Source organism: Umezawaea tangerina, assembly GCF_003002815.1.
GTDB lineage: Bacteria > Actinomycetota > Actinomycetes > Mycobacteriales > Pseudonocardiaceae > Umezawaea > Umezawaea tangerina.
Map to the genome: position 1 here is coordinate 731,203 of NZ_PVTF01000004.1, position 20,517 is coordinate 751,719.

Sequence of the window (20,517 nt, forward strand, 5' to 3'; positions counted from 1 at the left end):
GTGCATCAGCGCTGGCCCGAATCAATCGAACGCAGGCTGGCCAGCTGGGTGTCCACCCAGCGTTCCAGCGTCCACGGCTCGGCCGCCTCACGGCGTTTCAGCGCCGACGCGGCCCGCTCCTCCGGCGTGGCCAGCAGCGCCGCCGCGATGGCCTCGGCCTGCTCGGACACGTCGAACGGGTTGACCGACCGGCACACCTCGGACAGCACCTCGGCCGCGCCGAGCATCTCGGACATGATCACGTCGGCGTCACGGCGGTTGACCAGCGGCGCCTCGAACACGCTCAGGTTCTGGCCGTCCACGGTGGAGTTGAACACCAGCAGGTCCGCGCGTTCGAAGCAGCCGAAGCTGTGGTTGACCTCGTTGTCGCAGTGGGTCCGCACGGTGTCCGCTCCCAGCTCGGCGTTGGCGGCGGCCGCTTCCTCCTCCACCCGCCGGACGTAGTCGGAGTTCGCCTCGACGTAGAGGCGGTTGGGGTTCATCCGGACCAGCATCCGGGTGCCCCGCAGCGAGGGGTTCTCGTTGACCGCCTTGACGAACGCCCGCACCGCGCGCCAGCCGTTCTTGATCGGGTCCGTCCGTCCGGAGTGGACGACCAGCCGGTGCTCCCCCGCCCACTCCTCGATGCCCTCCGGCAGGGTGGACTTCCTGCGGTGCAACGTCTCCGGGCTGTACCCGAGCACCTGCGTGCGCACCTGGCACACCCGTCCGCGCCAGGTGACCGTGCTCGCGGCGCGGTCGACCACGGCGTCCGGGAACAGGTCCTCCACGCAGGCCAGGAAGTTGCGCGACCAGCGGTCGGCGAAGAAGCCGATCACGTCGGAGGCGAGCATCCCCTCGACGATGCCGGTGCGCATCGGCTTGGGCAGGATGCGCCAGTAGTCCGCCGACGGCCACGGGATGTGCACGAAGTGCAGGATCGGCGCGTCCGGCCGCTGTGCCCTGATCCGGGCGGGCACGCAGACCAGCTGGTAGTCGTGCACCAGGTAGACCGGGTCGGTCACGTCCGCCGACCGCGCCAGCAGCTCGCGGGCGTAGTCCTCGGTGAACTCGTCGAAGGCCCGCCACGCCGCGCGCGTCTCCTCCCCGAACGTCGGCGTCGTCCACTTGTCCCAGCCGTAGTTGTTGCCCGCCCACATCAGCTCGGCGGTCAGGAAGTCCTGCACCACGCGGAACGTCTCGCGGTTGTGCCGCAACGGGTGCACGGTGATCTCGCGGCCGGACGGGAGCTCGGTGACGATGCCGTCCGGGTTCTGCTCGGAGGCGAGGTGGTCGTCGTCGGTGTCGGCGCTGACGATCCACGACACGTCCAGGTAGCCCGCCTGCTCGGCGACGACGTTGCCGGTGCCGCCGGGTGCCAGCCACGCCTTGAGCAGGCCGGTCTCCGGATCGGGTGCGTAGGTGACGACGGCCCGTTTGCTGGCCAGGAACAGGTGCTTGCTCATCGGTCCTCCACGACGTCGTTCGCGGCGATCTTGGTCAGGGCCAGCGCTCCCCCGTCCACCCCCAGCGGCGCGAGGGCGGCCAGCTCGGGGAGTCCGGGCGCCCTGGTGCTGTGCAGGCACGCGTTGACCGGGCGGCTCGCGTAGTGCCCCTCGGCCCTCGGCTGACTGCGCACGAGGGCCGGGTCGGCGCCGACGGCCAGCGCGATCCGGCGGGCCCACGCGTACCGGGTCAGCCGTTCCGGGCCGCCCAGGTGCAGCAGCCCGGTGCGGCCCGCCAGCAGCAGCGCGACCGTCCACGCGGCCACGTCGTCGACCAGCACCGGGGTGTTCCAGTGGTCGTCCGGCACGTCCACCCCGCCGCCGTCGAGCAGCGCGCGGGCGCACGTGGTGAAGAAGTTCGGCCGGATGCCGTCGGGTTCCCAGCCGTAGACCAGGCTCACCCGCAGCGCCAGCCCGGCACCGGTGTCGAGCAGCGTCCGCTCGGCGGCCAGCTTCGCGCGGCCGTAGGCGTTCGCGGGCGACACCTCGTCGGTCTCGCCGCTGCTGGGCCGGGTGCCGTCGAACACGTTGTCGGTGGAGATCAGCAGCACCGGGCGGCCGTCGGCGGCGGCCGCGAGGTTGGCCGCCCCGCCGGCGTGCGCGGCGGCCGTCTCGGCCGGGTTCCGCTCGCACCAGGTGATGTCCGACGGGCCGTGCACGACGACCAGCGCGTCGACGCCCTCGACGACGTCCCGGCACGCCGCCGGGTCGCGCACGTCCAGCTCCCGCCACGGCAGGCCGCGCGCGGACGCCGTGTCGGGCGCGTGCCGCGAGGCGACGACCGGGTCCACGTCGAGCGCTCGCAGCCGGGCCCCGATCGACGCGCCCAGGAAACCGCTGCCGACGACCAGCGCCCTCACCCGGCGACGCCTTCCGGCTCGGGCAGGCGCAGCAGCGCGGCCGCCGCGGCGACCAGCACGCCGCCCGCCGCGACCACGGCGAACGCGGTGCTCAGGCCCCAGCTCGCGGCCATCAGGCCGACCAGCGGCGGGCTGCCGAGGAAGCCGAGGTAGGAGATCGTGGTGACGGTGGTGATCGCCGCGGGCCTGCGCTCGTCGTCGGTCGACTTGCCCGCCATGCCCAGCAGCGTCGGCACCGCGGGCGCGAGCCCGACACCGGCCAGCGCGAACCCGACCAGCGCGACCACGGCGGGCAGCCCGGCGGGTTCGGTGACCACGGCCAGCACCAGGCCGACCGCGCCCAGGACGCTGCCCAACACCACGACCGTCAGGCCGGAGAAGCGCTCGCCCTGCCACTGGACGAGCAGCCGCCCGCCCGCCAGGCCGATCATGTACGCGGCGGGCGCGGCGCTGCCGAGCAGCGGTCCGGCGCCGAGGTCCTGCTCCAGGTGGATCGCGCCCCACTGCTCGACGGCGTTCTCCATGAACAGCACCACGGCGGCGACCAGGCCGAACGCGATCAGGACCGGGGTCATCGAGCGGGGGCGGACCGCAGTGTCCGAAGTGGACTGCGTGCGCCAGCCCGCCCGGTCCACCGACAGGAAGGCGCTGACCAGCACGAGGGCGGCGATGACGAGCAGCACGTCCCGCGAGGACGCCCCGGCCTGCCGCGCCAGGCCGACCGACGGCGCGGCGACCACCATCGCGAGCGGTGTGGCGGCGTGGACCTTGTTGAACAGCCGGACGCCGTCGCGCGCCTCGTGCGCGGCGGTGGTGGCGTTGAGGGCGACCTCGATCGCGCCGGAGGTCGCTCCAATCAAGACGAGGGAGAGCGCGAAGGTCACCGGGGAATGCGTCCACCCCGGCAGCGCGCACGCCACTGCGAAGACCGAAAGTACCAACGGGAGTGCCCTTTCGCGCATTCGAGACACCAGTTTTCCAGTGATCACCATGGCGGGCAGGGCGCCGACCGGGATGCCGAACAACGCGAGTCCGAACTCCGACTCGGTGGCGCCGATCTGGTCCTTGACCTCGGGCAAGAGCCCGGCCCAACCACCCCAGAAGAGTCCCCAGCTGGTGGCGGCGAAGATCAACCCCTTGGCGTTCGGACGACTTGGCGGCGCACTTGCCAACACTGTCTCCCCTCACTGATTGGGTTACGTTGGGTTCAGTGATTGTGAACCCAACGTAACGCCGACTCGGAGAAGCTGCCAACCGGCGCCTTATCGGGTGACCCCCGAGAGGAGACAGATGGACAGTCGCGACTTCTTGGTCACCGACCGAATCCCTTTGCCAGACGGCCCCGCGGTCGTGCACGTCGACGTGGTCCGCGAGGACAGCTACCGCATCGACGTCGTGCGCGGCGTGGCCTCCGCGATCGAGGCGCTGCTCACCGAGCTGGACGGGCGCAGCGCCGTGGTCATCACCGACCACGTGGTGGCGGAACTGCACGCGGGCCCGATCATCGACGCGCTGACCGAACGGGGTCAGCTGCTCGGGACGACCTCGGTGCCCAGCGGTGAGAAGAGCAAGACGGCCACGACGGCGTTCGAGCTGGTGGACTGGTTGGCGCAGGTGGGTTTCGCCCGACGCGATGTCGTGATCGCACTGGGTGGTGGCGTCATCGTGGACACCGTCGGCTGGGTGGCAAGCGCTTACATGCGCGGGGTGCCGTACGTGAACATGCCGACCACGCTGCTGGCGCAGGTCGACGCGGGCATCGGCGGCAAGGTGGCGGTCGACCACAGCGAGGCCAAGAACCTGGTCGGCGCGTTCTACCAGCCGCGCGCGGTCATCTCGTGCCTGGAGTACCTGGGCACGCTGGACCGCAGGCAGGCGCGCGCCGGGCTCGCCGAGGTGGTGAAGAAGGCCGTGATCGCCTCTCCCGCGCTGTTCCGGTACATCGAGGACAACGTGGACGACCTGGTGGAGTGCCGGTCGCCCGCGGTGGACGTGCTGGTGCACGCCGCCAGCGCGATCAAGACCGAGCTGGTCGGCCGGGACCCGTACGAGGTGGACCTGCGCAGACCGCTGAACTTCGGGCACACCGTCGGCCACGCGGTCGAGACCGTGACGGACTACGGGCCGGTGCTGCACGGCGAGGCGGTCGCGTTCGGCATGGCGGTCGCGGTCGACGTGGCCAGGTCGCGCGGGGTCGTGGACCCGGCCACCGCGGACCGGGTGATCGCGCTGATCAGGCGGCTCGGCCTGCCCGTGTCGCTGGCCGACCTCGGGGTCGAGGTCGTGGTGGAGGACGTGCTCGGGGCGTTGGCGAAGATCCGCCAGATCCGCGACGGGAGCCTGCGGTTCGTGCTCCCCGTGGAGCTGGGGACGACGGCCGTCGTCGAGGACGTCACCACCGAAGAGGTGCGGGCGGCGCTGGTGCGGGAGCGCCCGTGACTCCACTGTGGACTGTGGACGCCGGCGGCACCGGGACCGCGGTGACCGGTCCCGGCGGCCGTCGGCGGTACGGGTCGGTGAACCCGGCCTCGGGCGGTCACGAGGCGGCGGACGCGGTGCTGCGCACCGTGTTCGCCGACCTGGCCGCCGACCTGGACGGCCGGGTCGGCCGGGGTTGGATCGCGACGGCCACGGTGGACCCCCGTGATCCGGGGTCCGAACTGGAACGCCTGCGCCGGACCGCCGAACGGGCGGGCCTGCGCGGGCGGGTCGTCGTGTCCAACGACGCGCTGCCGTGGCTGGTGGCGCCGCCGCTGTCCGGTCGCGGTGTCGCGGTCGTGTGCGGCACCGGCTCGGGTTTCCTGGCCGGCGACGGGCGGTCGGCGCCGGTGCGGGTCGGCAGCTGCGAGTACCTGGGCAGCGACGAGGGTAGCGCGTACGACCTCGGCCTGTCCGGGCTGCGCGCGGCCGTGCGCGCGCTGGACGGCCGGGGCCCGGACACGGTGCTGGCCAAGCACTTCGGCGTGACGACCGCGCGCGACCTGGCCCGGCTGGCCTTCCCCAAGGCCGCGGTGGCCGCGCTGGCGCCGACCGTGTGCCGGGCGTGGCTGGACGGCGACCCCGTGGCCACCCGGCTGGTCGCCGACGCGATCGGCGAGCTGGGCCTCGGCGTCCGGGCCGCCGCCGCGGCCGCCGGGCTCGAAGGCGGGTGGACCGTCGCGGCGGGCGGCGGGGTGTTCCTCGGCTGCCCCGAGTTCCTCGCCGAGTTCGAACGCGAGGTGCTCGGCGACGTGGTCGTGGTGGACGACCCCAACACCACGATCGAGGCCGCGCTGGAAGCGGGCGTGCCCGCGTGGGCGCTGGACGACTGCGCGTGGACGCTCACCCTCGCCGCCCCTCCCCGCCCGGCGCCGAGACCGGCCGCGGCCACCGGTCCCATCGCGCTCGGCCTGTGCCTCGCGGCGTGGGGCGGCGACGGTCTGCCCGCGGCGCTGGACGCCGCCCGCGAGATCGGCGTGGACGCCGTGGACCTGCCGACCGACACCACGACGGGACTGGTCGACGCCGACCGCTGGGCAGCCGACGCCGCCTACCGGTCCGAGCTGCGCGAGACCCTGGCCGACCTGGCCGTGACGTGCGTCAGCAACAGCCGCGACACGCAGCTGCTGCTCGGCCCGCACGGTCCGCACACCGACCCGGTGCTCGCCGGGTCCGCCGACGAGAAGCGCGCGCACGCCCTGCGGCACGCGGAGCACGCCATCCGGATCGCCGCCGACCTCGGCGCACCCCAGGTGCGGCTGATGTTCGGCGTCCCGGACCTGTCGCGCTGGCTGTCCTGGTGGCACAGCGACGTCTCGTGGGCCGACAACGTCGAGGCGTGGCTGGAAGCCGCCACGCCCGTGCTGAAGCTCGCCGCCGAGCACGGCGTGCGGCTGCTCGTCGAGCCGCACCCCAAGCAGGTCGCCTACGACCCGGACAGCACCCGGCGGCTGCTGGACGCGGCGGACGTGCGGCTGTGCCTGGACGTCGCGAACCTCGCGGCCGTCGGCTACGACCCGGTGTCGGTGGTGCGCGGCTGGGGCAACCGGCTCGGCGCCGCGCACGCCAAGGACCTCCAGCGCTGGACCGGCACCGACCAGCCGCCCGGCGCGGGCTGGTCCCGCTACGGACCCGGCCCCGCGATCCGCTTCCGCGCACTGGGCTCCGGCGACCTGCCGTGGCCCGCGGTGGTGGCGGCGCTGCTGGACGAGGGCTTCCGCGGCGTGCTCTACGTCGAGCACGAGGACGCCCTGCTGCCCAGGGAGCAGAGCGCGGCGAACTCCGCGCGGCTGCTGCGCTCCCTGCTCCCCGACCGCGAACCGCAAGGGAGGACGTGGTGATGCACGAGGTCAGGGCGGCACTGTTGGCCGGTGGGCTCGGCGAGCGGATGGGGACGCTCACCGCGAACACCTGCAAACCCCTCGTCCCCTACGCGGCCTCGTGCAGGCTGGTCGACTTCAGCGTCGACAACGCGCTGCGCTCCGGCATCCCGGAGCTGGTGCTGATGTCGCTGCACCGCGAGCGCGACCTCATCGACCACCTGCTGCGCAGCTGGGACGACAGCCCGCTGAAAGTCCACTTCGGACCGCACGACGACCTAGTGCGCGACCCGTCGTTCACCGGCCCCCTGCCGGAACGAGCCCCGGAGCTGGGCACCGCCGACGCGCTGACCGCCAACGCCGAGTACCTGTTCGCGCCGGGCGCGCGGGACGTGCTCGTGCAGCACGCGGACCACGTCTACACCTACGACTACGGTGACATGCTGCACGCCCACCGCGAGAGCGGCGCCGACGTGACGATCGGCGTGCAGGCCATCGAACGCCGGTACGTGAAGCTGTTCGGCATGGTCGAGGTCAACGACGACCTGACCGTGCGCCGCCTGGTGGAGAAGCCGCAGGAGCCCACGTCCGACCTGATCTTCACCGCGTTCTGCCTGTTCCGCGTCGACACCCTCGTCAAGGTGCTCGACGAGCTGGCCGCGCTCGGCGAGGACGGCTGGCAGCACGACATCAGCCGCGACGTCCTGCCCGCTATGATCGCCACCGGCCGCAAGGTGCTCGCCCACCCGGTCACCGGGTACTGGGCCGACATCGGCACCGTCGAGCGCTACCACTCCGGCCAGCTGGGCCTGATCGACCACCCCGAGGCGCTGAAGGCCCCGCTCACCCTCGGCGGTCCGGCACCGCGGCGCGTCGGCGGCAACCTCGTGGCGGGCGACCTGCCCGTCGGCGCGGACGTCCGCTCCAGCGTCCTGTTCCCCGGCTGCGCGGTCGAACCGGGCGCACTGGTGCGCCGGTCCGTCCTGCTGCCGGGCGCCACGATCGCCTCGGGCATCGAGGTGGTCGACACCGTCGTCGGCGCCGGCGAACACCTGACGACCTCCCGCGTCGGAATCGCCGACCTGGAGCCCTGAGGCGGGATTCCCGGATCCGCGTCCGCAGGAACCACCTCAGGCGCGACTCCCATCGGACGAGATCCGGGACACACGCCCTAGCGGACCTCGAGGCCGTGGTCGGTGCTGGTGATCGGCTTGCCGGTCTTCCCGTCCACGACGACCGGGTGCACCGTCCGCCCCGTGGCGCGGTCGACCAGCCGCGCCGCGGGCCGCTCGGGTCCGAAGTGGCGTTGTCCCCAGGCCGCGAGCGCGCCCAGCACCGGCAGGAAGTCGTGCCCCCGCTCGGTGAGCACGTACTCGTGGCGCACCGGCGCGGTCGTGTACGCGCGCTGCTCCAGCAGCCCCGACTCCACCAGGCTCTTGAGCCGACGGCTGAGCGACCCCGGTGAGATCCCCAGGTGCTCCTGGAGGTCGGCGAACCGGGTCATGCCCGCGGACACGTCCCGCAGCACCAGCACGCTCCACCACTCGCCCACGTGCTCCAGCCCGCGGGCGATCGGGCAGGCCGCCTCCGCGAAGCTCACGTGCTGCACCACAGGTCCTCCAGAGGTCTTCACCAAGCCGTAGCTACCATGATAGTAGTTACGGTGCCGCCCCCGGAACCGCAGGAGCACACCGTGACCACGACAGACGACCGCGCCGCCCTGTCCGGCTTGGAGGTGCTGCGCCGGTTCCAGGACGCGCAGGACACCGACACGCCCAACATCGGCAGGCTGATGGGGATGACCTTCACCGAGCTCGAGGAGGGTCGTGTCGTGATGTCCCTGCGCACCCGCCCCGACTTCGTGAACCCGATCGGCACCGTCCACGGCGGCGTCGCGGCGACCCTGCTCGACTCCGTCATGGGCTGCGCCGTCCACTCCGCGCTCGCCCCCGGCGTCGGCTACACGACCCTGGAGCTGAGCGTGAACTACATCCGCGCCACCAGCACCGACGACCGCCTGCTGACCGGCGAGGGCAAGGTCGTCCACATCGGCCGCAGCCTGGCCACCGCCGAGGGCAGGATCGTGGACGAGAAGGGCAGGCTCATCGCCCACGGCACCACGACCTGCATGGTCTTCCCGGCACCGCGCTAGGTGCGCTGACCGCGAACCGCCACCAGGGAGTTCCGTCATCCAGGCGGTCCGCCGCGCTAGGTGCGTTCGGCGTGGCAGAGGATCGCGACCGGACCGCTGCCGATCCTGGTCAGCACCACGGTCATCTCCGCCGTGCCGGACAGCTTCAGCCTGCGCCGCAGCGTGTTCGGGTCGACGTCGAGACCCCGGACCAGGATCTCCAGCCGTCCGACGTCGTGCTTGCGCAGCACCGACCTCAGCGACTTCTCGGTGTAGTGCCCGTGCTCGACCACCCGGAACGCCCGCACACCGGGCGGCGGCACGTCCCCGGTCAGGTAGGCGATCCGCTCGTCCAGCTGCCCCAGGCCGTGCCGGGCCGCGTAGTGGCGCACCAGCCCGGCCCGCACCACGGCGCCGTCGGGGTCCACGACCCACTTGCCGGGTGCCGTGACCGGGCAGTCGTCGGGCTCGGCGTCGGTGATCGTCCACTCCGGACTCCCCGACCGCAGCACCGTGGCCCGCCGCGAGACACCGGGCGTGGCCAGCCCCCGCGTCCACAGGCAGGCCTCGCGCACGCCGCCGTCGAGCGAGACCAGCTCGACCTCGTCGGCCCAGGGGGCGACGGCGAAGTCGATGCCCGGCGCGCACTTCACCGCCAGGTCGACACCCGCGTACGTGTCGGCCAGCTCGTCCAGCGGCGGCAGGAAGTCCGAGGGCTTCCACGTCCGCCGACCGGCCGAGTCCCGACGGGCCGGGTCCGCGGTCACCGCGGAGGCCCGTGACACGCGGGTCAGGGCGTCCGCCCGCACGAGCGCCTGGTCGGGGCCGCAGTTGTGGCGGGCCATGGCCAACCGCACCGGGTCCAGGTCCGACCCGACGCACCGGTCGGCCACCCGTGCCAGCTCCACCAGGTCGGCACCGACCGAGCACGTCACGTCGTGCACCACCCGGCCCGCGAACCGCGCGGCCCGGTGCCGTCCGACCGGGGACGCCGTGGCCTGCTGCAAGGCGTCGTCGGTGAACAGCCAGCCCGCCGCCCCGTCCACCTTCGCCGCGGCGCGGCGCCGCAGCAGCACCGTCTCCAGCACGGCGGCGGACCGCTCGCCCGCGATCCGCCGCGCGGCCGTCACGTCGGCCAGCCGGTCGGTCAGCGGCAGCTCCGCCACCTCGGCCAACGCGGCGCGCCCGGCGTCGGAACGCAGGTGCGCCACGTCGTCGAGCGTGAACCCGTACCCCACCTAGAGCGGCTTGCGACCGGTGATCGACACGTTGTAGAAGACCTCGCGCGGCAGCACCTTGGCGAGGACCTTCTCGTCCACCCAGGACAGCCGCTGCCAGGTGCGGTAGGCGAACATCGCCCAGCCGAACCCGAGCTTGCCCTTCGGCACGGCGGCCTCGAACGTGCGGACCGGCCAGCCGAACAGCGCGGCGGACAGCTCCTCGGTCACGGCCTTGACCTCGCGCGCTCCCGCGGCCCGCGCGGTGCGCTCCAGGTCGGCGGGGTCGAACGTGTGCAGGTCCACGACGGCTTCGAGCGCGGCCGCGCGGGAGGACTCGTCGAGCTCCTCCTGCGGGCGCCGCCACTCGACGAGCGCGGGGGCCTTGGTGACGTTCGTGGTCAGCCACCAGGTGAGCTGGCCGAGCTTGCGGGCGTAGAAGTTGCCGATGTTCGTCGGGTCGCCCGCGAACACGAAGCGGCCACCGGGCTTGAGCACCCGCTGGACCTCCTTCATCGCCGCGCCCACGTCGGGGATGTGGTGCAGCACGGCGTGCCCGATGACGAGGTCGAACGTGTTGTCGTCGTACGGGATGCGCTCCGCGTCGGCGACCCGGCCGTCCACCGGCAGGCCGAGGTTCTCGGCGTTGCGCAGGGCGACCTCGACCATGCCGGGCGACAGGTCGGTGACCGAGCCCTTCTCGATCACGCCGCCCTGCATGAGGTTCAGCAGGAAGAACCCGGTGCCGCAGCCCAGCTCCAGCGCGTGCCCGTACGGGCCGACGCCGCCGGACACCGCGCGGAAGCGGTCCGTGGCGTAGGTGATGCAGCGCTCGTCGTAGGAGATGGACCACTTCTCGTCGTACGTGCCTGCTTCCCAGTCGTGGTAGAGCACGTTGGCGAGCTTGGGGTCCTTCCAGGCCGCCTCCATCTGCTCCGTCGTCGCGTGCGGGTTGGGCGCGGGGTCACTTGCCACTGAACTTGGCCTTTCCTGGACCGTTCTCGATGAACGACTGCATGCCGATCGCGCGGTCCTCGGTGGCGAACAGCGCGGCGAACAGGTCGCTCTCCAACTTGAGGCCGCTCACCAGGTCGCCGTCGAGGCCCTCGTCGATGGCGCGCTTGGCCGCCGCGTAGGCGACGACGGGACCGTTGACGAACTGCCCCGCCCAGCGCTGGGCGGCGGAGTAGACGTCGTCGGGGGCGACGACCTCGTCGACCATCCCGATGGCGAGCGCCTCCTGGGCCGTGACGAACCGGCCGGTGTAGACGAGGTCCTTGGCCTTGGCCGGGCCGACCAGCCGGGCGAGGCGCTGCGTGCCTCCGCCGCCGGGGATGACGCCGAGCAGGATCTCCGGCTGGCCGAGCTTCGCGTTGTCGCCGACGATCCGGCGGTCGCAGCCCAGCGCCAGCTCGAAGCCGCCGCCCAGCGCGTAGCCGGTGATGGCCGCGACGGTCGGCTTCGGGATGTCCGCGACCGAGCCCAGCGCCTGCGACAGCGGCCAGGCGTGCTCCAGCATCTCGGCGTGCGAGGTCCTGGCGAACTCCTTGACGTCGGCGCCCGCGGCGAACACCTTCTGCCCGCCGTAGACGATCACGGAGTGCACGTCGGTCCTGGTGGCGGCCTCCTCGGCCGCGGCCTTGATCTCGGCCTGCACCTGCTTGTCGATCGCGTTCATCGGCGGGCGGGCCAGCCGGATCGTGCCGATACCGCCGTCGACTTCCAGGGTGACGAACTCAGCCACAGGTCCTCCTCGACCAGGTCTTCAGCACTGCCGTACGGCAGGTTACCGCCCGGTAGTCGTGGTGCTCGACTTGATGCCGAGGCCGCCGTTGACGGGGACGTCCTCGACGCCCTCGCGGTCCGGTCGCCACTGCGACAGCCTGGTGATGCCCGGCTCCAGCAGCTCGAACCCGTCGAACATCCGGCGGAACCGGTCGAGGTCGCGCCGCGCGGGCCGCACCATGTACCCCTGCTCGAACAGGTCGATCGCGTCGTTGCCCTCGTGGGCCGGGTCCACCGCCGGGTGGCTCAGCGCGAGCAGGCTGCCCACCGGGATCGCGTCCCGGTACACGGCCAGCGCGCCGTCGGGGTCCTCGTGGTCCTGGATGAAGTGCAGCGACAGCAGGCCCAGCACGGCGACCGGCTGCCCGAAGTCGAGCAGGTCGCGCACCTCCCGGCGGTCCAGCACGTCGGCGGCGTCCAGCAGGTCGGCGTTGACCAGCGCCGTGTTCGGGGAGTCCGCGAGGATCAGCTCGCCGTGCGCGTGCACCACCGGGTCCGAGTCCACGTAGGCGACCCGGCACGTCGGGTCGATCGACTGGGCGATCTCGTGCACGTTGCCCACGCCGGGGATGCCGGACCCGAGGTCGAGGAACTGCCGCACGCCCGCGCGCACGCTCTCCCGCACCACCCGGTGCATGAACGCCCTGTTCGCCAGCGCGACCTGCTTGACCTCGGGCATCGCCGCCACGACCTGCTTGGCCAGGTCCCGGTCGACCGCGAAGTTGTGGGCGCCGCCCAGCAGGTAGTCGTACACCCGCGCGTCGTTCGGGCGGGTCAGGTCGACGATCGGCGGCAGCTGGGCCTCGGGGTCGACCACCGGTCACACCGCCTTGCGACGGGCGAAGTAGCGGTCCCCCGAACGCTGGAGCTCCAGCGGTTGGGCGAAGGTCGTGGAGAGGTTCTCCTCGGTCAGCACGTCGTCGAGCAGGCCCTGCGCGACCACCCCGCCCTCGCGCAGCATCAGCACGTGCGTGAAACCGGGCGGGATCTCCTCCACGTGGTGGGTGACCAGCACCATCGCGGGCGCGTCCGGGTCCATCGCCAGCTCGGACAGCCGCGCGACCAGGTCCTCCCGGCCGCCGAGGTCGAGGCCCGCGGCGGGCTCGTCCAGCAGCAGCATCTCGGGGTCGGTCATCAGCGCCCTGGCGATCAGCGTGCGCTTGCGCTCGCCCTCCGACAGCGTCCCGTAGGTGCGGTCGGCCAGGTGCTCGATGCCGAGCGTGCCCAGCAGCTCCTTCGCACGGGTGGTGTCCACGACGTCGTAGTCCTCGCGCCAGCGGCCGAGGACCGCGTAGCCGGCGCTCACCACCACGTCGACGACCTTCTCGTCCGCGGGCACCCGCCCGTTGAGCGCCGCCGAGCACAGCCCGATCCGCGGCTTCAGCTCCCGCACGTCGGTCTTCCCGATGCGCTCGCCCAGCAGGTGCAGCTTCCCCTTCGTGGGGTGCAGCTCCGCGCTGGCCAGCCTCAACAGGGTGGTCTTGCCCGCGCCGTTGGGCCCGAGCACCACCCAGCGCTCGTCCAGTTCGACACTCCAGTCGACGTCGCCGACGAGCGTGGTCCTGCCACGACGCACGGCGACCCCGGCCATGTGGACGACCAGATCGGTCACGTCGACTTCCGAACTCTGCACAGTGCCCTGCCTCGCCCCGTGGTCGGTCACGTGACCCATTGTTTCCGACCACCCCCCGGCACTGGTGCGGCGGGGTTACTCACGCGCCGATTGTCGGTCCGGCCTGACAGGATCTAGGGATGGCAGCCGACTCGCCCGTCCTCGCAGGCCGACCGTTCCCGTTGGGCGCCCACCCGGAGGCGGGGGGCGTCCGGTTCGCGGTGTCCGCGCCGTCCGCGGAGGCCGTGGAAGTGTGCCTGATCAGCGAGGACGGCACGGAGAACCGGATCGAGCTGACCGAGCGCACGTTCGGCGTGTGGCACGGTCTGGTCGCCGGTGTCACCCCCGGACAGCGGTACGGCTACCGCGTGCACGGGCCGTACGACCCGTCGCGCGGCCTGCGCGGCAACCCGGCGAAGCTGCTGGTCGACCCGTACGCGAAGCGGATCACCGGCAAGGTGACCGACCTGGACGCCGCGCTCGGCTACGTCGGCGACCCGATGCTGGGCCCGCCGTCGGTGGTCGACTCGCTGGGCAGCGTGCCGCTGTCGGTGGTCACCTCGCCCGGCGGCCCGGACACCGGCACGAAGCCCGAGGTGCCGTTCGAGGAAGCGGTCATCTACGAGCTGCACGTGCGCGGCTTCACCCGCATGCACCCGGACGTGCCGGAGCACCTGCGCGGCACCTACCTCGGGCTCGCCCACCCGGCCGTGGTCGAGCACCTGGTGCGGCTCGGCGTCACGACCGTCGAGCTGCTGCCCGTGCACGCGTTCCAGGACGAGCCCGCGCTGATGCGCGAGGGCCGCGTCAACTACTGGGGCTACTCGCCGCTGGGCTACTTCGCCCCGCACCCCGACTACGCCTCCGAGCCCAGCCGCGAGGTCGAGGAGTTCCGCACGATGGTGGCCGCGATGCACGCGGCGGGCATCGAGGTGCTGATCGACGTGGTGTTCAACCACACCTGCGAGGGCGGCCCGGACGGCCCGACGCTGTCGTTGCGCGGGTTCGACGCGCCCGGCTACTACCTGCACGTCGCCGGTGGCGGCACGCTCGACATCACCGGCTGCGGCAACACCCTGGAGGCCGGGTCGCCGCAGGTCGTGCGCCTGGTCACCGACTCGCTGCGGTACTGGGCCACCGAGCTCGGCGTCGACGGCTTCCGCTTCGACCTCGCCAGCACGATGGGGCGGCCCGGCGGCGGGTACTTCGACCGCAACTCGGCGCTGCTCACCGCCATCACCACCGACCCCGTGCTGTCCCGCTGCAAGCTCATCGCCGAGCCGTGGGATGCCACCGGCGACGGTTACCGCGTCGGCGACTTCGGCGTGCAGTGGGCCGAGTGGAACGGCCGCTACCGCGACACCGTGCGCGACTTCTGGCGCGGCGCGATCGGCGTCCGCGACCTCGCCTACCGCCTCTCCGGCTCCTCCGACCTGTACGCCGACGACCTGCGCAGGCCGTGGCAGTCCATCAACTTCATCACCGCCCACGACGGCTTCACGCTGCGCGACCTCGTGTCCTACAACGGCAAGCACAACGAGGCCAACGGCGAGGACAACCGCGACGGCACCAACGACAACCGCTCCTGGAACTGCGGTGTCGAGGGCGAGACCGACGCCCCCGGCGTCCTCACCCTGCGCGCCCGCCAGGCCCGCAACCTGTTCGCCACGCTGCTGCTGTCCACCGGCACCCCCATGCTCGTCGCCGGCGACGAGCTCTGGCGCACCCAGGGCGGCAACAACAACGCCTACTGCGTCGACGACGAGACCTCCTGGGTCGACTGGAAGCTCACCGACGACGCCACCGCCATGCTCACCTTCGCCCGCCGCGTCATCACCTTGCGCGCCGGCAGCCCCGCCCTCCGCCAACCCGAGTTCTTCGAGGGCCGCACCACCGCCTCCGGCGCCCCCGACCTCGTCTGGCTCCGCCCCGACGGCGAGGAGATGGCCGAGACCGACTGGTTCGACGAGGGCCGCCGCACCCTCGGCATGTGGATCGACGGCTCCAACAGCCTCTCCCGCTCCCGCGAGGGCGAACTCGTCTCCGACGACTCCTGGCTCCTCCTGCTGCACGCCGGCGCCGACCAGATCGAAGTGGTCCTCCCCCCATCCGAATACGGCGCCCACTTCGAACCCATGCTCGACACCACCACCGCAGACGGCTCCCCCGCCACCCCAGGCCTCCTGCAACCAGGCTCCACCCTCACCATCACCGGCCACTCCCTCATGCTCCTAAGGGCCCCGAACTAACCAACCCCACGCCCCGACCCAACGACGCTGGAAGCGAGCACGCTCATCCGGTTGGCGGCCGCTTAACGACGCTGGAAGCGAGCACGCTCGTCCGCTCGTGCGGTCGGCTTGACTTGGGGTTTTTGGGCTTAGACTTGCGGCGGCGGGCAGGCTCTACCACCTGCCCTTTTTCGCCCGACGAAGCCCAAAAAAGGGGCCCCAAGTCAAGCCGACCGCACCTGGGTCCGCTGCAGCGACACCCCCGGAAACCACCGCAGCGACACCCCCGGAGTCCGCGGCTAGCGCACACAGCGGCGACACCCACTGCGGCTCGAACACCAGTCGAAACCCACCCCCCGAATACGTCGGCCACCGAGCCATTACCAGGCTCTGGGACGCCCTCCCCCTCCCCCTCCACCCATGACAACATCACCTGGTGGACCGCCCGCTCCTCACCTGGTGTGACCGCACGATCGACCTCCTCCTGGTGGCGTCGTGCGGGTGTAGCCGGACGCGGCGCGGACTCCGAGCTCTCGGCCAGTCCCGCGTCGCGTCTTGATCGCTACCCCGCACCCGTAGCCCTCAGGAGCGACGTTGACCTCCACCCTTGCCCTGGCTGACCTGCACCCGGAACTGGACGTGCGGTTGGTGCACGACATCATCCACCCCGAGCGCGAGCTGTGGTCGCCGCGACAGTTGCGCGACCTCACCTCGTTCGTCGCCAGCGAGCTGACCACCCCGCTCCTGGACATCCTCGACTTCGACCCGTCCAAGCGCTGGTGGGCTCGGCTTGGCCTCACCGAGGGCGTCGAGCTCTGGCTCTTGTCCTGGCTGCCCGGCCAGGGCACCGAACCCCACGACCACGGCGGCTCGTCGGGTTCGTTCACCGTCCTCAAGGGCGAGCTCACCGAGAACTACCGCTACCCCGCCGGCCCCATCCGCAGCGCCAAGCGCCCGGTCGGTGCTTCACTGGGTTTCGGTTCCGGCCGCGCCCACGAGGTCCACAACCTCGGCACCACCGGCGCCGCCAGCGTCCACGCCTACTCCCCACCCCTCATCCCCACCAGGGAGTACGCCAGCCTCGCCGACATCCCGGCCGAGATCCCCCCACTACCCGCCCAACGCCTGCCGCTCGACCAACTGCGCGTCCTAGCCGACCTGGAGGGCCCGTGACCGGCATCGACAAGTTCCTCGCAGAAGCCCGCACCACCCTCACCCGCGTCACCCCTCAAGAGGTCGACGCCCTACGCGGCACCGACGCCCTCATCATCGACATCCGCCCCCACCACAACCGCCTGGCAGAGGGCGAAATCCCCGACTCCATCCCCGTAGAACGCATCGTCCTCGAATGGCGCCTAGATCCTGAAGGCACCCACCGCCTCCCCAACTTCACCGCCGACACCACAGTCGTAGTCCTCTGCAACGAGGGCTACTCCTCCAGCCTCGCCGCCAGAGACCTCCAACGAATCGGCCTCCCCAAAGCCACCGACCTCATCGGCGGCTTCCGCGCCTGGTCCACCGCCGGCCTCCCCATCCGCGAAGGCGGCACCCAAGCCATCACATAACCGCGCGCCCGACGCCAAGCGAGCACCCACCCCCCGTCGTTGGGCGCAGCCCGCCAGCGCGCATCCGGCGCGAAGCGCCTGGGGCCTTGTCCGACGCGCAGCGAGGATGCAGTGTCGGACGAAGTCCGATGCTTGAGTCGGCGGAGCCAATGCTGGCAAAGCCAGACTTCCCCTCTGCCCCCGATCCACAGCGCCCTCCTGCCCGATCTTCGTTGTCAAGACAGCTCTATCGTCTTGACAACGAAGATCGGGCATTGAGACAATCGCGCGCCGGGGGCTGGGCTTCACCAGATGGAGGGAGGGCCGGGGCCGAGCTTCGCGGACCGAGAGCGCCGGGGGCCGGGCTTCCCAGTCGGCAACTACGACGCACCCAACACACCCCGGAACCACCCACCCCTCGGTAACGTCTCCAGCTCCGTGCGCCTCGTGAAGCTCCTCACCCGAACCGGCCCCCTCTTCACGATCGCCGCCATCGCGGCCACCCTCGCCTCACACCAGGGCCTCACCGGCCTAGCAGGCGCCCTCCTGGGCCTGACCCTCCAACTCGCGGCCCTCCAACTGGGCACCCTCCTGGGCGCCCTCGCCTGGCGCCTCAAGATCCGCCACATCATCATCGGCGTGGGCACCGAGCTGCGCGCCTGGACCACCCCCAGGATCCGGGTCGTGCTGCGTTCCCTGCCCGTCGTCATCATGGTCGGGGCGAGGTCCATCCACCCCCCGGTCCGCAGGCGCCTCTGGCTCACCGGCACGACATCGGCCCTGGTGGGTGCCGCCACCGCCGCCGCGACCTGGCTCCTCGCCACCGGCCCCCTGTCCTACGGCCTGGCGATCGGCGCCACCACGTGCCTGCTCCACGAGCTCATCCCCCGGCGCAGTGCGGGAACCACTTCGCCCGGCTGGTTCCTCTTCTCGCTCCCCCGCCTCAAGGGCCGGGCCGCCGCCGAGATGGACGCCACCCCGCTCGTCAACGACGTCGTGGAGGCGGTCCGCGCCGCCGACCTCGACAAGGCCGACGTCACGCTGGCGAGGCTGGTCGAGGCGCACCCGTCGCTCCTCATGACCACCGGCGCGCAGGCCACCGTGCTCAACATCCGCGGCCGGTACGCCGAGGCCCTGCACCTGCTGAGCGCTCTGGTCGGGCGCCCGGACATGGAGCCCCGCGACATGGCCCTGGTCCTCGCCGAGATGGCGGGCGCAACCGCTTGCGCCGTCGAAGCGGGTCAGCTCCCCCTGGAGATCGGCCTGCCCGCGGGTACCCGCGCGGCCGAGGGCGCGATCGGCTTCGGCCTTCCCCGCTACCGCCTCACCGGCACGCTCGCCCAGCTGGCACTCCTGCGCGGCGACACCGCGGAGGCGCTCTCGCTGGCCCGGCAGAGCGCGGACAGCAGCACCGACGGCCTCGGCCGCGCCGACTCGTTGGCCACGGCGGCCCGCGCGCAGATGGCGGCGGGCGACAACGCGGCCGCCCGCACCACCCTCGCCGAGGCCGAGTCGCTCGCCGCCTGGCTGCCCCGCGTGGCGACGACCTCGGCCCGGCTGAAGATCACGTGACCGGAGCGCACCGGGGACGGCAGGCCCCGGTGGACCGTCCTCGGTGGGGCAAAGGGGAACGGGGAGTCGGAAGTGCGCGCTTCCGACTCCCCGCTCACCGCGACCTATCAGCCGACGAGACCCTGCCAGGGCCACGCGGGGTCGTTGTTGCCGTTGCCGCCGGCGTTGCCCGCGCCCAGGTTGTTGCCCGCGCCGCCGTTGCTGTTCCCGTTGCCGCCGTTGTTGTTGTTCCCGATGTTGTTACCGTTGCCGCCGACGTTCCCGGACCCGGAGATGTTCCCGTCGCCGTGGGTCCTGGGGTTGTTCGACAGCGCGTTCACCGTCACCGGACCGACCAACGAGGTGTCCAGCACGTCGCGCTTGGCGGCCGTGTCGCCGGTCGAGGCGAAGGCGGGCGAACCCATGAGGCACAGTCCTGCGACGGCCCCGGCGACGATGATGGCTTTCTTGATCATGGAACGATTCTCCTCGTCACTGCGAAACAATTCCTCAGCGGCCTTCGAGTTCAGGGCGGACATTCCCTGATCCGATTCTCTCGAACCACCCGGACGACTTCGACATTACCCACGCATCCGACAATGGGAGAATGTGTCGCACAGTCGAGCGGTTACCATTCGGAATGGTGGCACCCCGAAAGCGTGGCCACGAATGGGAAACCCGCGATAGTCGCAGTTCACGACGTGCCCGCTCAACGGACGACGATCCCTTTCCGCAAAACAGCGGAAAGATTGGTCCACTTCGGAGAGTGACCGAAACGGCGTTCCGCCCCCGAACGCCGCAGTGCGCTACTGCGCCCGTGGAACCGGTACCGGTCGCCGGTGACCCTGTGGCCACCACGGCCCCACACGCGTGGGCCGCCTGAGGGCCACGACACACAACACGAGCCGAGTTCACCACTTGTGCTGACCGAACGCCCCGTACGACGACTGCGCAGCGTGACGAAGATCCGGTCCTGGACAGACGAAAGTGGCGCCCACCAGCGGTGGGCGCCACATTTCCGACTATGGGAGATCAGGCGACGGCGGGCAACGGCAGACCCGGCGCGGGGACCGGCAGACCGGGAGCCGGGAGGCCGGGCGCGGGGAGGCTCGGCAGGCCGGGCGCGGCGGGCAGGCCACCGGGAGGCGTGGGCAGGCCGCAGGCGGACAGCGTGTCGGTCAGCGCCTTGAGCAGACCCGTGACCTCGGCCAACAGCTTCGTCACGTCCGGCACACCCGCGCCGGGAACGACCTTGGCGAGCAGGCCGAACACGATGCTGAACAGGTTCATGGCCGCCGACAGGCACTGCTCCGGCCCGCGCGCGAGCTCGTCACCGGGCACGGCGGGCACCGCGACCGGCGGCGCGGGCACGCTGACCGGCGGGGTGGGCAGGCACTTGGTGTTCTGCATCTCGGTGAGCACGCCGAGCACGTCGCCCAGCGGCGCGGCGACCTTGGTGGTGTCCGGCGGCACCGCTGTCAACGGGGCGATGACCTTCTTCACCGTGTCCGACAGCTTGGTGACGAGGGCGGTGCAGGCGGCTGGTGGGGCGACCTGCTCCTCGGCACGCACTGGTACGGCTCCGGCGGGAATGGTGGTCGCGGTCAGCAGGACGACGAGCAACGGGACCACGGTCGCGATCTTCTTCACGTTAACTGCTCCCTCTCGTGCTTGTTCACAGCTGGCTGAAATGCCCCCAGCGACATCCACGAGATCGGATGTCGACTATTTCCACGAGACCGAGCGTAAGCCCGGAGATCGTCATCTACCAGCGGAGACGTCGAATCCACCCCATAGGAAAAGGGTC

The 20,517-nt window shown here is 71.7% G+C and carries 19 protein-coding genes; 8 read left to right on the forward strand and 11 right to left on the reverse strand.

The annotated features are described in order from the left end of the window. Window positions 1-5 precede the first annotated feature (5 nt). Genes CLV43_RS17440 through CLV43_RS17450 form a run of 3 tightly spaced genes read right to left on the reverse strand, consistent with a single transcriptional unit; the run spans window position 6 to window position 3,519 of the window. Window positions 6-1,445, reverse strand: coding sequence for a trehalose-6-phosphate synthase (locus tag CLV43_RS17440; RefSeq protein ID WP_106188199.1), 1,440 nt, complete (start codon window positions 1,443-1,445; stop codon window positions 6-8). Beyond that, on the reverse strand, window positions 1,442-2,344 hold the full coding sequence (locus CLV43_RS17445) for an SDR family oxidoreductase (protein WP_106188200.1): 903 nt from the start codon (window positions 2,342-2,344) through the stop codon (window positions 1,442-1,444). Before CLV43_RS17445 ends, CLV43_RS17440 begins: the two co-directional genes overlap by 4 nt. Continuing rightward, on the reverse strand, window positions 2,341-3,519 hold the full coding sequence (locus CLV43_RS17450; RefSeq protein ID WP_342749788.1) for an MFS transporter: 1,179 nt from the start codon (window positions 3,517-3,519) through the stop codon (window positions 2,341-2,343). Before CLV43_RS17450 ends, CLV43_RS17445 begins: the two co-directional genes overlap by 4 nt. Before the next feature lie 154 nt (window positions 3,520-3,673). On the opposite strand from CLV43_RS17450, the gene aroB reads away from it, so the two are divergent. From aroB to CLV43_RS17465, 3 genes are read left to right on the forward strand one after another with little or no spacing between them, the layout of a single operon-like run. Then, window positions 3,674-4,783: a 3-dehydroquinate synthase gene (gene aroB, locus CLV43_RS17455; RefSeq protein ID WP_245886561.1), complete on the forward strand. Its 1,110-nt coding sequence runs from the start codon at window positions 3,674-3,676 to the stop codon at window positions 4,781-4,783. Then, window positions 4,780-6,663, forward strand: a complete 1,884-nt coding sequence (locus tag CLV43_RS17460) for a TIM barrel protein (RefSeq protein ID WP_106188203.1) — start codon at window positions 4,780-4,782, stop codon at window positions 6,661-6,663. Before aroB ends, CLV43_RS17460 begins: the two co-directional genes overlap by 4 nt. Continuing rightward, entirely contained in the window at window positions 6,663-7,736 is a 1,074-nt protein-coding gene (locus tag CLV43_RS17465; RefSeq protein WP_170155874.1) for a sugar phosphate nucleotidyltransferase, read from the forward strand. Before CLV43_RS17460 ends, CLV43_RS17465 begins: the two co-directional genes overlap by 1 nt. A 77-nt stretch (window positions 7,737-7,813) precedes the next feature. On the opposite strand, the gene CLV43_RS17470 is transcribed toward CLV43_RS17465, so the two are convergent. Then, window positions 7,814-8,242 (reverse strand): winged helix-turn-helix transcriptional regulator, encoded by a 429-nt coding sequence (locus CLV43_RS17470; RefSeq protein WP_211304386.1) that lies wholly within the window; start codon window positions 8,240-8,242, stop codon window positions 7,814-7,816. Between the two features lie 93 nt (window positions 8,243-8,335). On the opposite strand from CLV43_RS17470, the gene CLV43_RS17475 reads away from it, so the two are divergent. After that, window positions 8,336-8,794: a PaaI family thioesterase gene (locus tag CLV43_RS17475; protein ID WP_211304387.1), complete on the forward strand. Its 459-nt coding sequence runs from the start codon at window positions 8,336-8,338 to the stop codon at window positions 8,792-8,794. Between the two features lie 56 nt (window positions 8,795-8,850). On the opposite strand, the gene CLV43_RS17480 is transcribed toward CLV43_RS17475, so the two are convergent. From CLV43_RS17480 to CLV43_RS17500, 5 genes are read right to left on the reverse strand one after another with little or no spacing between them, the layout of a single operon-like run. Then, the gene (locus CLV43_RS17480) at window positions 8,851-10,011 is read right to left on the reverse strand and encodes a THUMP-like domain-containing protein (RefSeq protein WP_106188205.1); all 1,161 of its coding nucleotides are present in this window, start codon (window positions 10,009-10,011) and stop codon (window positions 8,851-8,853) included. Further along, window positions 10,012-10,920 (reverse strand): class I SAM-dependent methyltransferase, encoded by a 909-nt coding sequence (locus CLV43_RS17485; RefSeq protein WP_106188206.1) that lies wholly within the window; start codon window positions 10,918-10,920, stop codon window positions 10,012-10,014. It abuts the gene before it with no gap. 34 nt (window positions 10,921-10,954) lie between these two features. After that, window positions 10,955-11,734 carry an enoyl-CoA hydratase/isomerase family protein gene (locus tag CLV43_RS17490; protein WP_106188207.1) on the reverse strand — a complete coding sequence of 260 codons (780 nt, stop codon included), beginning with the start codon at window positions 11,732-11,734 and terminating at the stop codon, window positions 10,955-10,957. A 42-nt stretch (window positions 11,735-11,776) separates the two neighbouring features. After that, window positions 11,777-12,592 (reverse strand): SAM-dependent methyltransferase, encoded by an 816-nt coding sequence (locus CLV43_RS17495; protein WP_245886563.1) that lies wholly within the window; start codon window positions 12,590-12,592, stop codon window positions 11,777-11,779. Window positions 12,593-12,595: 3 nt separating this feature from the next. Then, on the reverse strand, window positions 12,596-13,447 hold the full coding sequence (locus CLV43_RS17500) for an ABC transporter ATP-binding protein (protein ID WP_106188208.1): 852 nt from the start codon (window positions 13,445-13,447) through the stop codon (window positions 12,596-12,598). Window positions 13,448-13,527: 80 nt separating this feature from the next. Here CLV43_RS17500 and glgX point away from each other — a divergent pair, with 80 nt between their 5' ends. From glgX to CLV43_RS17520, 4 genes are all read left to right on the forward strand, one after another. Next, on the forward strand, window positions 13,528-15,636 hold the full coding sequence (gene glgX / locus CLV43_RS17505; protein ID WP_106188209.1) for a glycogen debranching protein GlgX: 2,109 nt from the start codon (window positions 13,528-13,530) through the stop codon (window positions 15,634-15,636). Between the two features lie 573 nt (window positions 15,637-16,209). After that, on the forward strand, window positions 16,210-16,788 hold the full coding sequence (locus CLV43_RS17510; RefSeq protein WP_106188210.1) for a cysteine dioxygenase: 579 nt from the start codon (window positions 16,210-16,212) through the stop codon (window positions 16,786-16,788). After that, window positions 16,785-17,180, forward strand: coding sequence for a rhodanese-like domain-containing protein (locus tag CLV43_RS17515; RefSeq protein WP_106188211.1), 396 nt, complete (start codon window positions 16,785-16,787; stop codon window positions 17,178-17,180). The genes CLV43_RS17510 and CLV43_RS17515 overlap by 4 nt, the downstream gene beginning before the upstream one ends. Before the next feature lie 417 nt (window positions 17,181-17,597). After that, window positions 17,598-18,731 carry a hypothetical protein gene (locus CLV43_RS17520; protein WP_245886565.1) on the forward strand — a complete coding sequence of 378 codons (1,134 nt, stop codon included), beginning with the start codon at window positions 17,598-17,600 and terminating at the stop codon, window positions 18,729-18,731. 107 nt (window positions 18,732-18,838) lie between these two features. Here CLV43_RS17520 and CLV43_RS17525 read toward each other — a convergent pair whose 3' ends face one another. Then, window positions 18,839-19,186: a hypothetical protein gene (locus tag CLV43_RS17525; RefSeq protein ID WP_106188212.1), complete on the reverse strand. Its 348-nt coding sequence runs from the start codon at window positions 19,184-19,186 to the stop codon at window positions 18,839-18,841. A gap of 556 nt (window positions 19,187-19,742) precedes the next feature. Then, a complete protein-coding gene (locus CLV43_RS17530; protein WP_106188213.1) occupies window positions 19,743-20,360 on the reverse strand; it encodes a hypothetical protein in 618 nt (205 codons plus the stop codon). Between the last annotated feature and the right edge of the window lie 157 nt (window positions 20,361-20,517).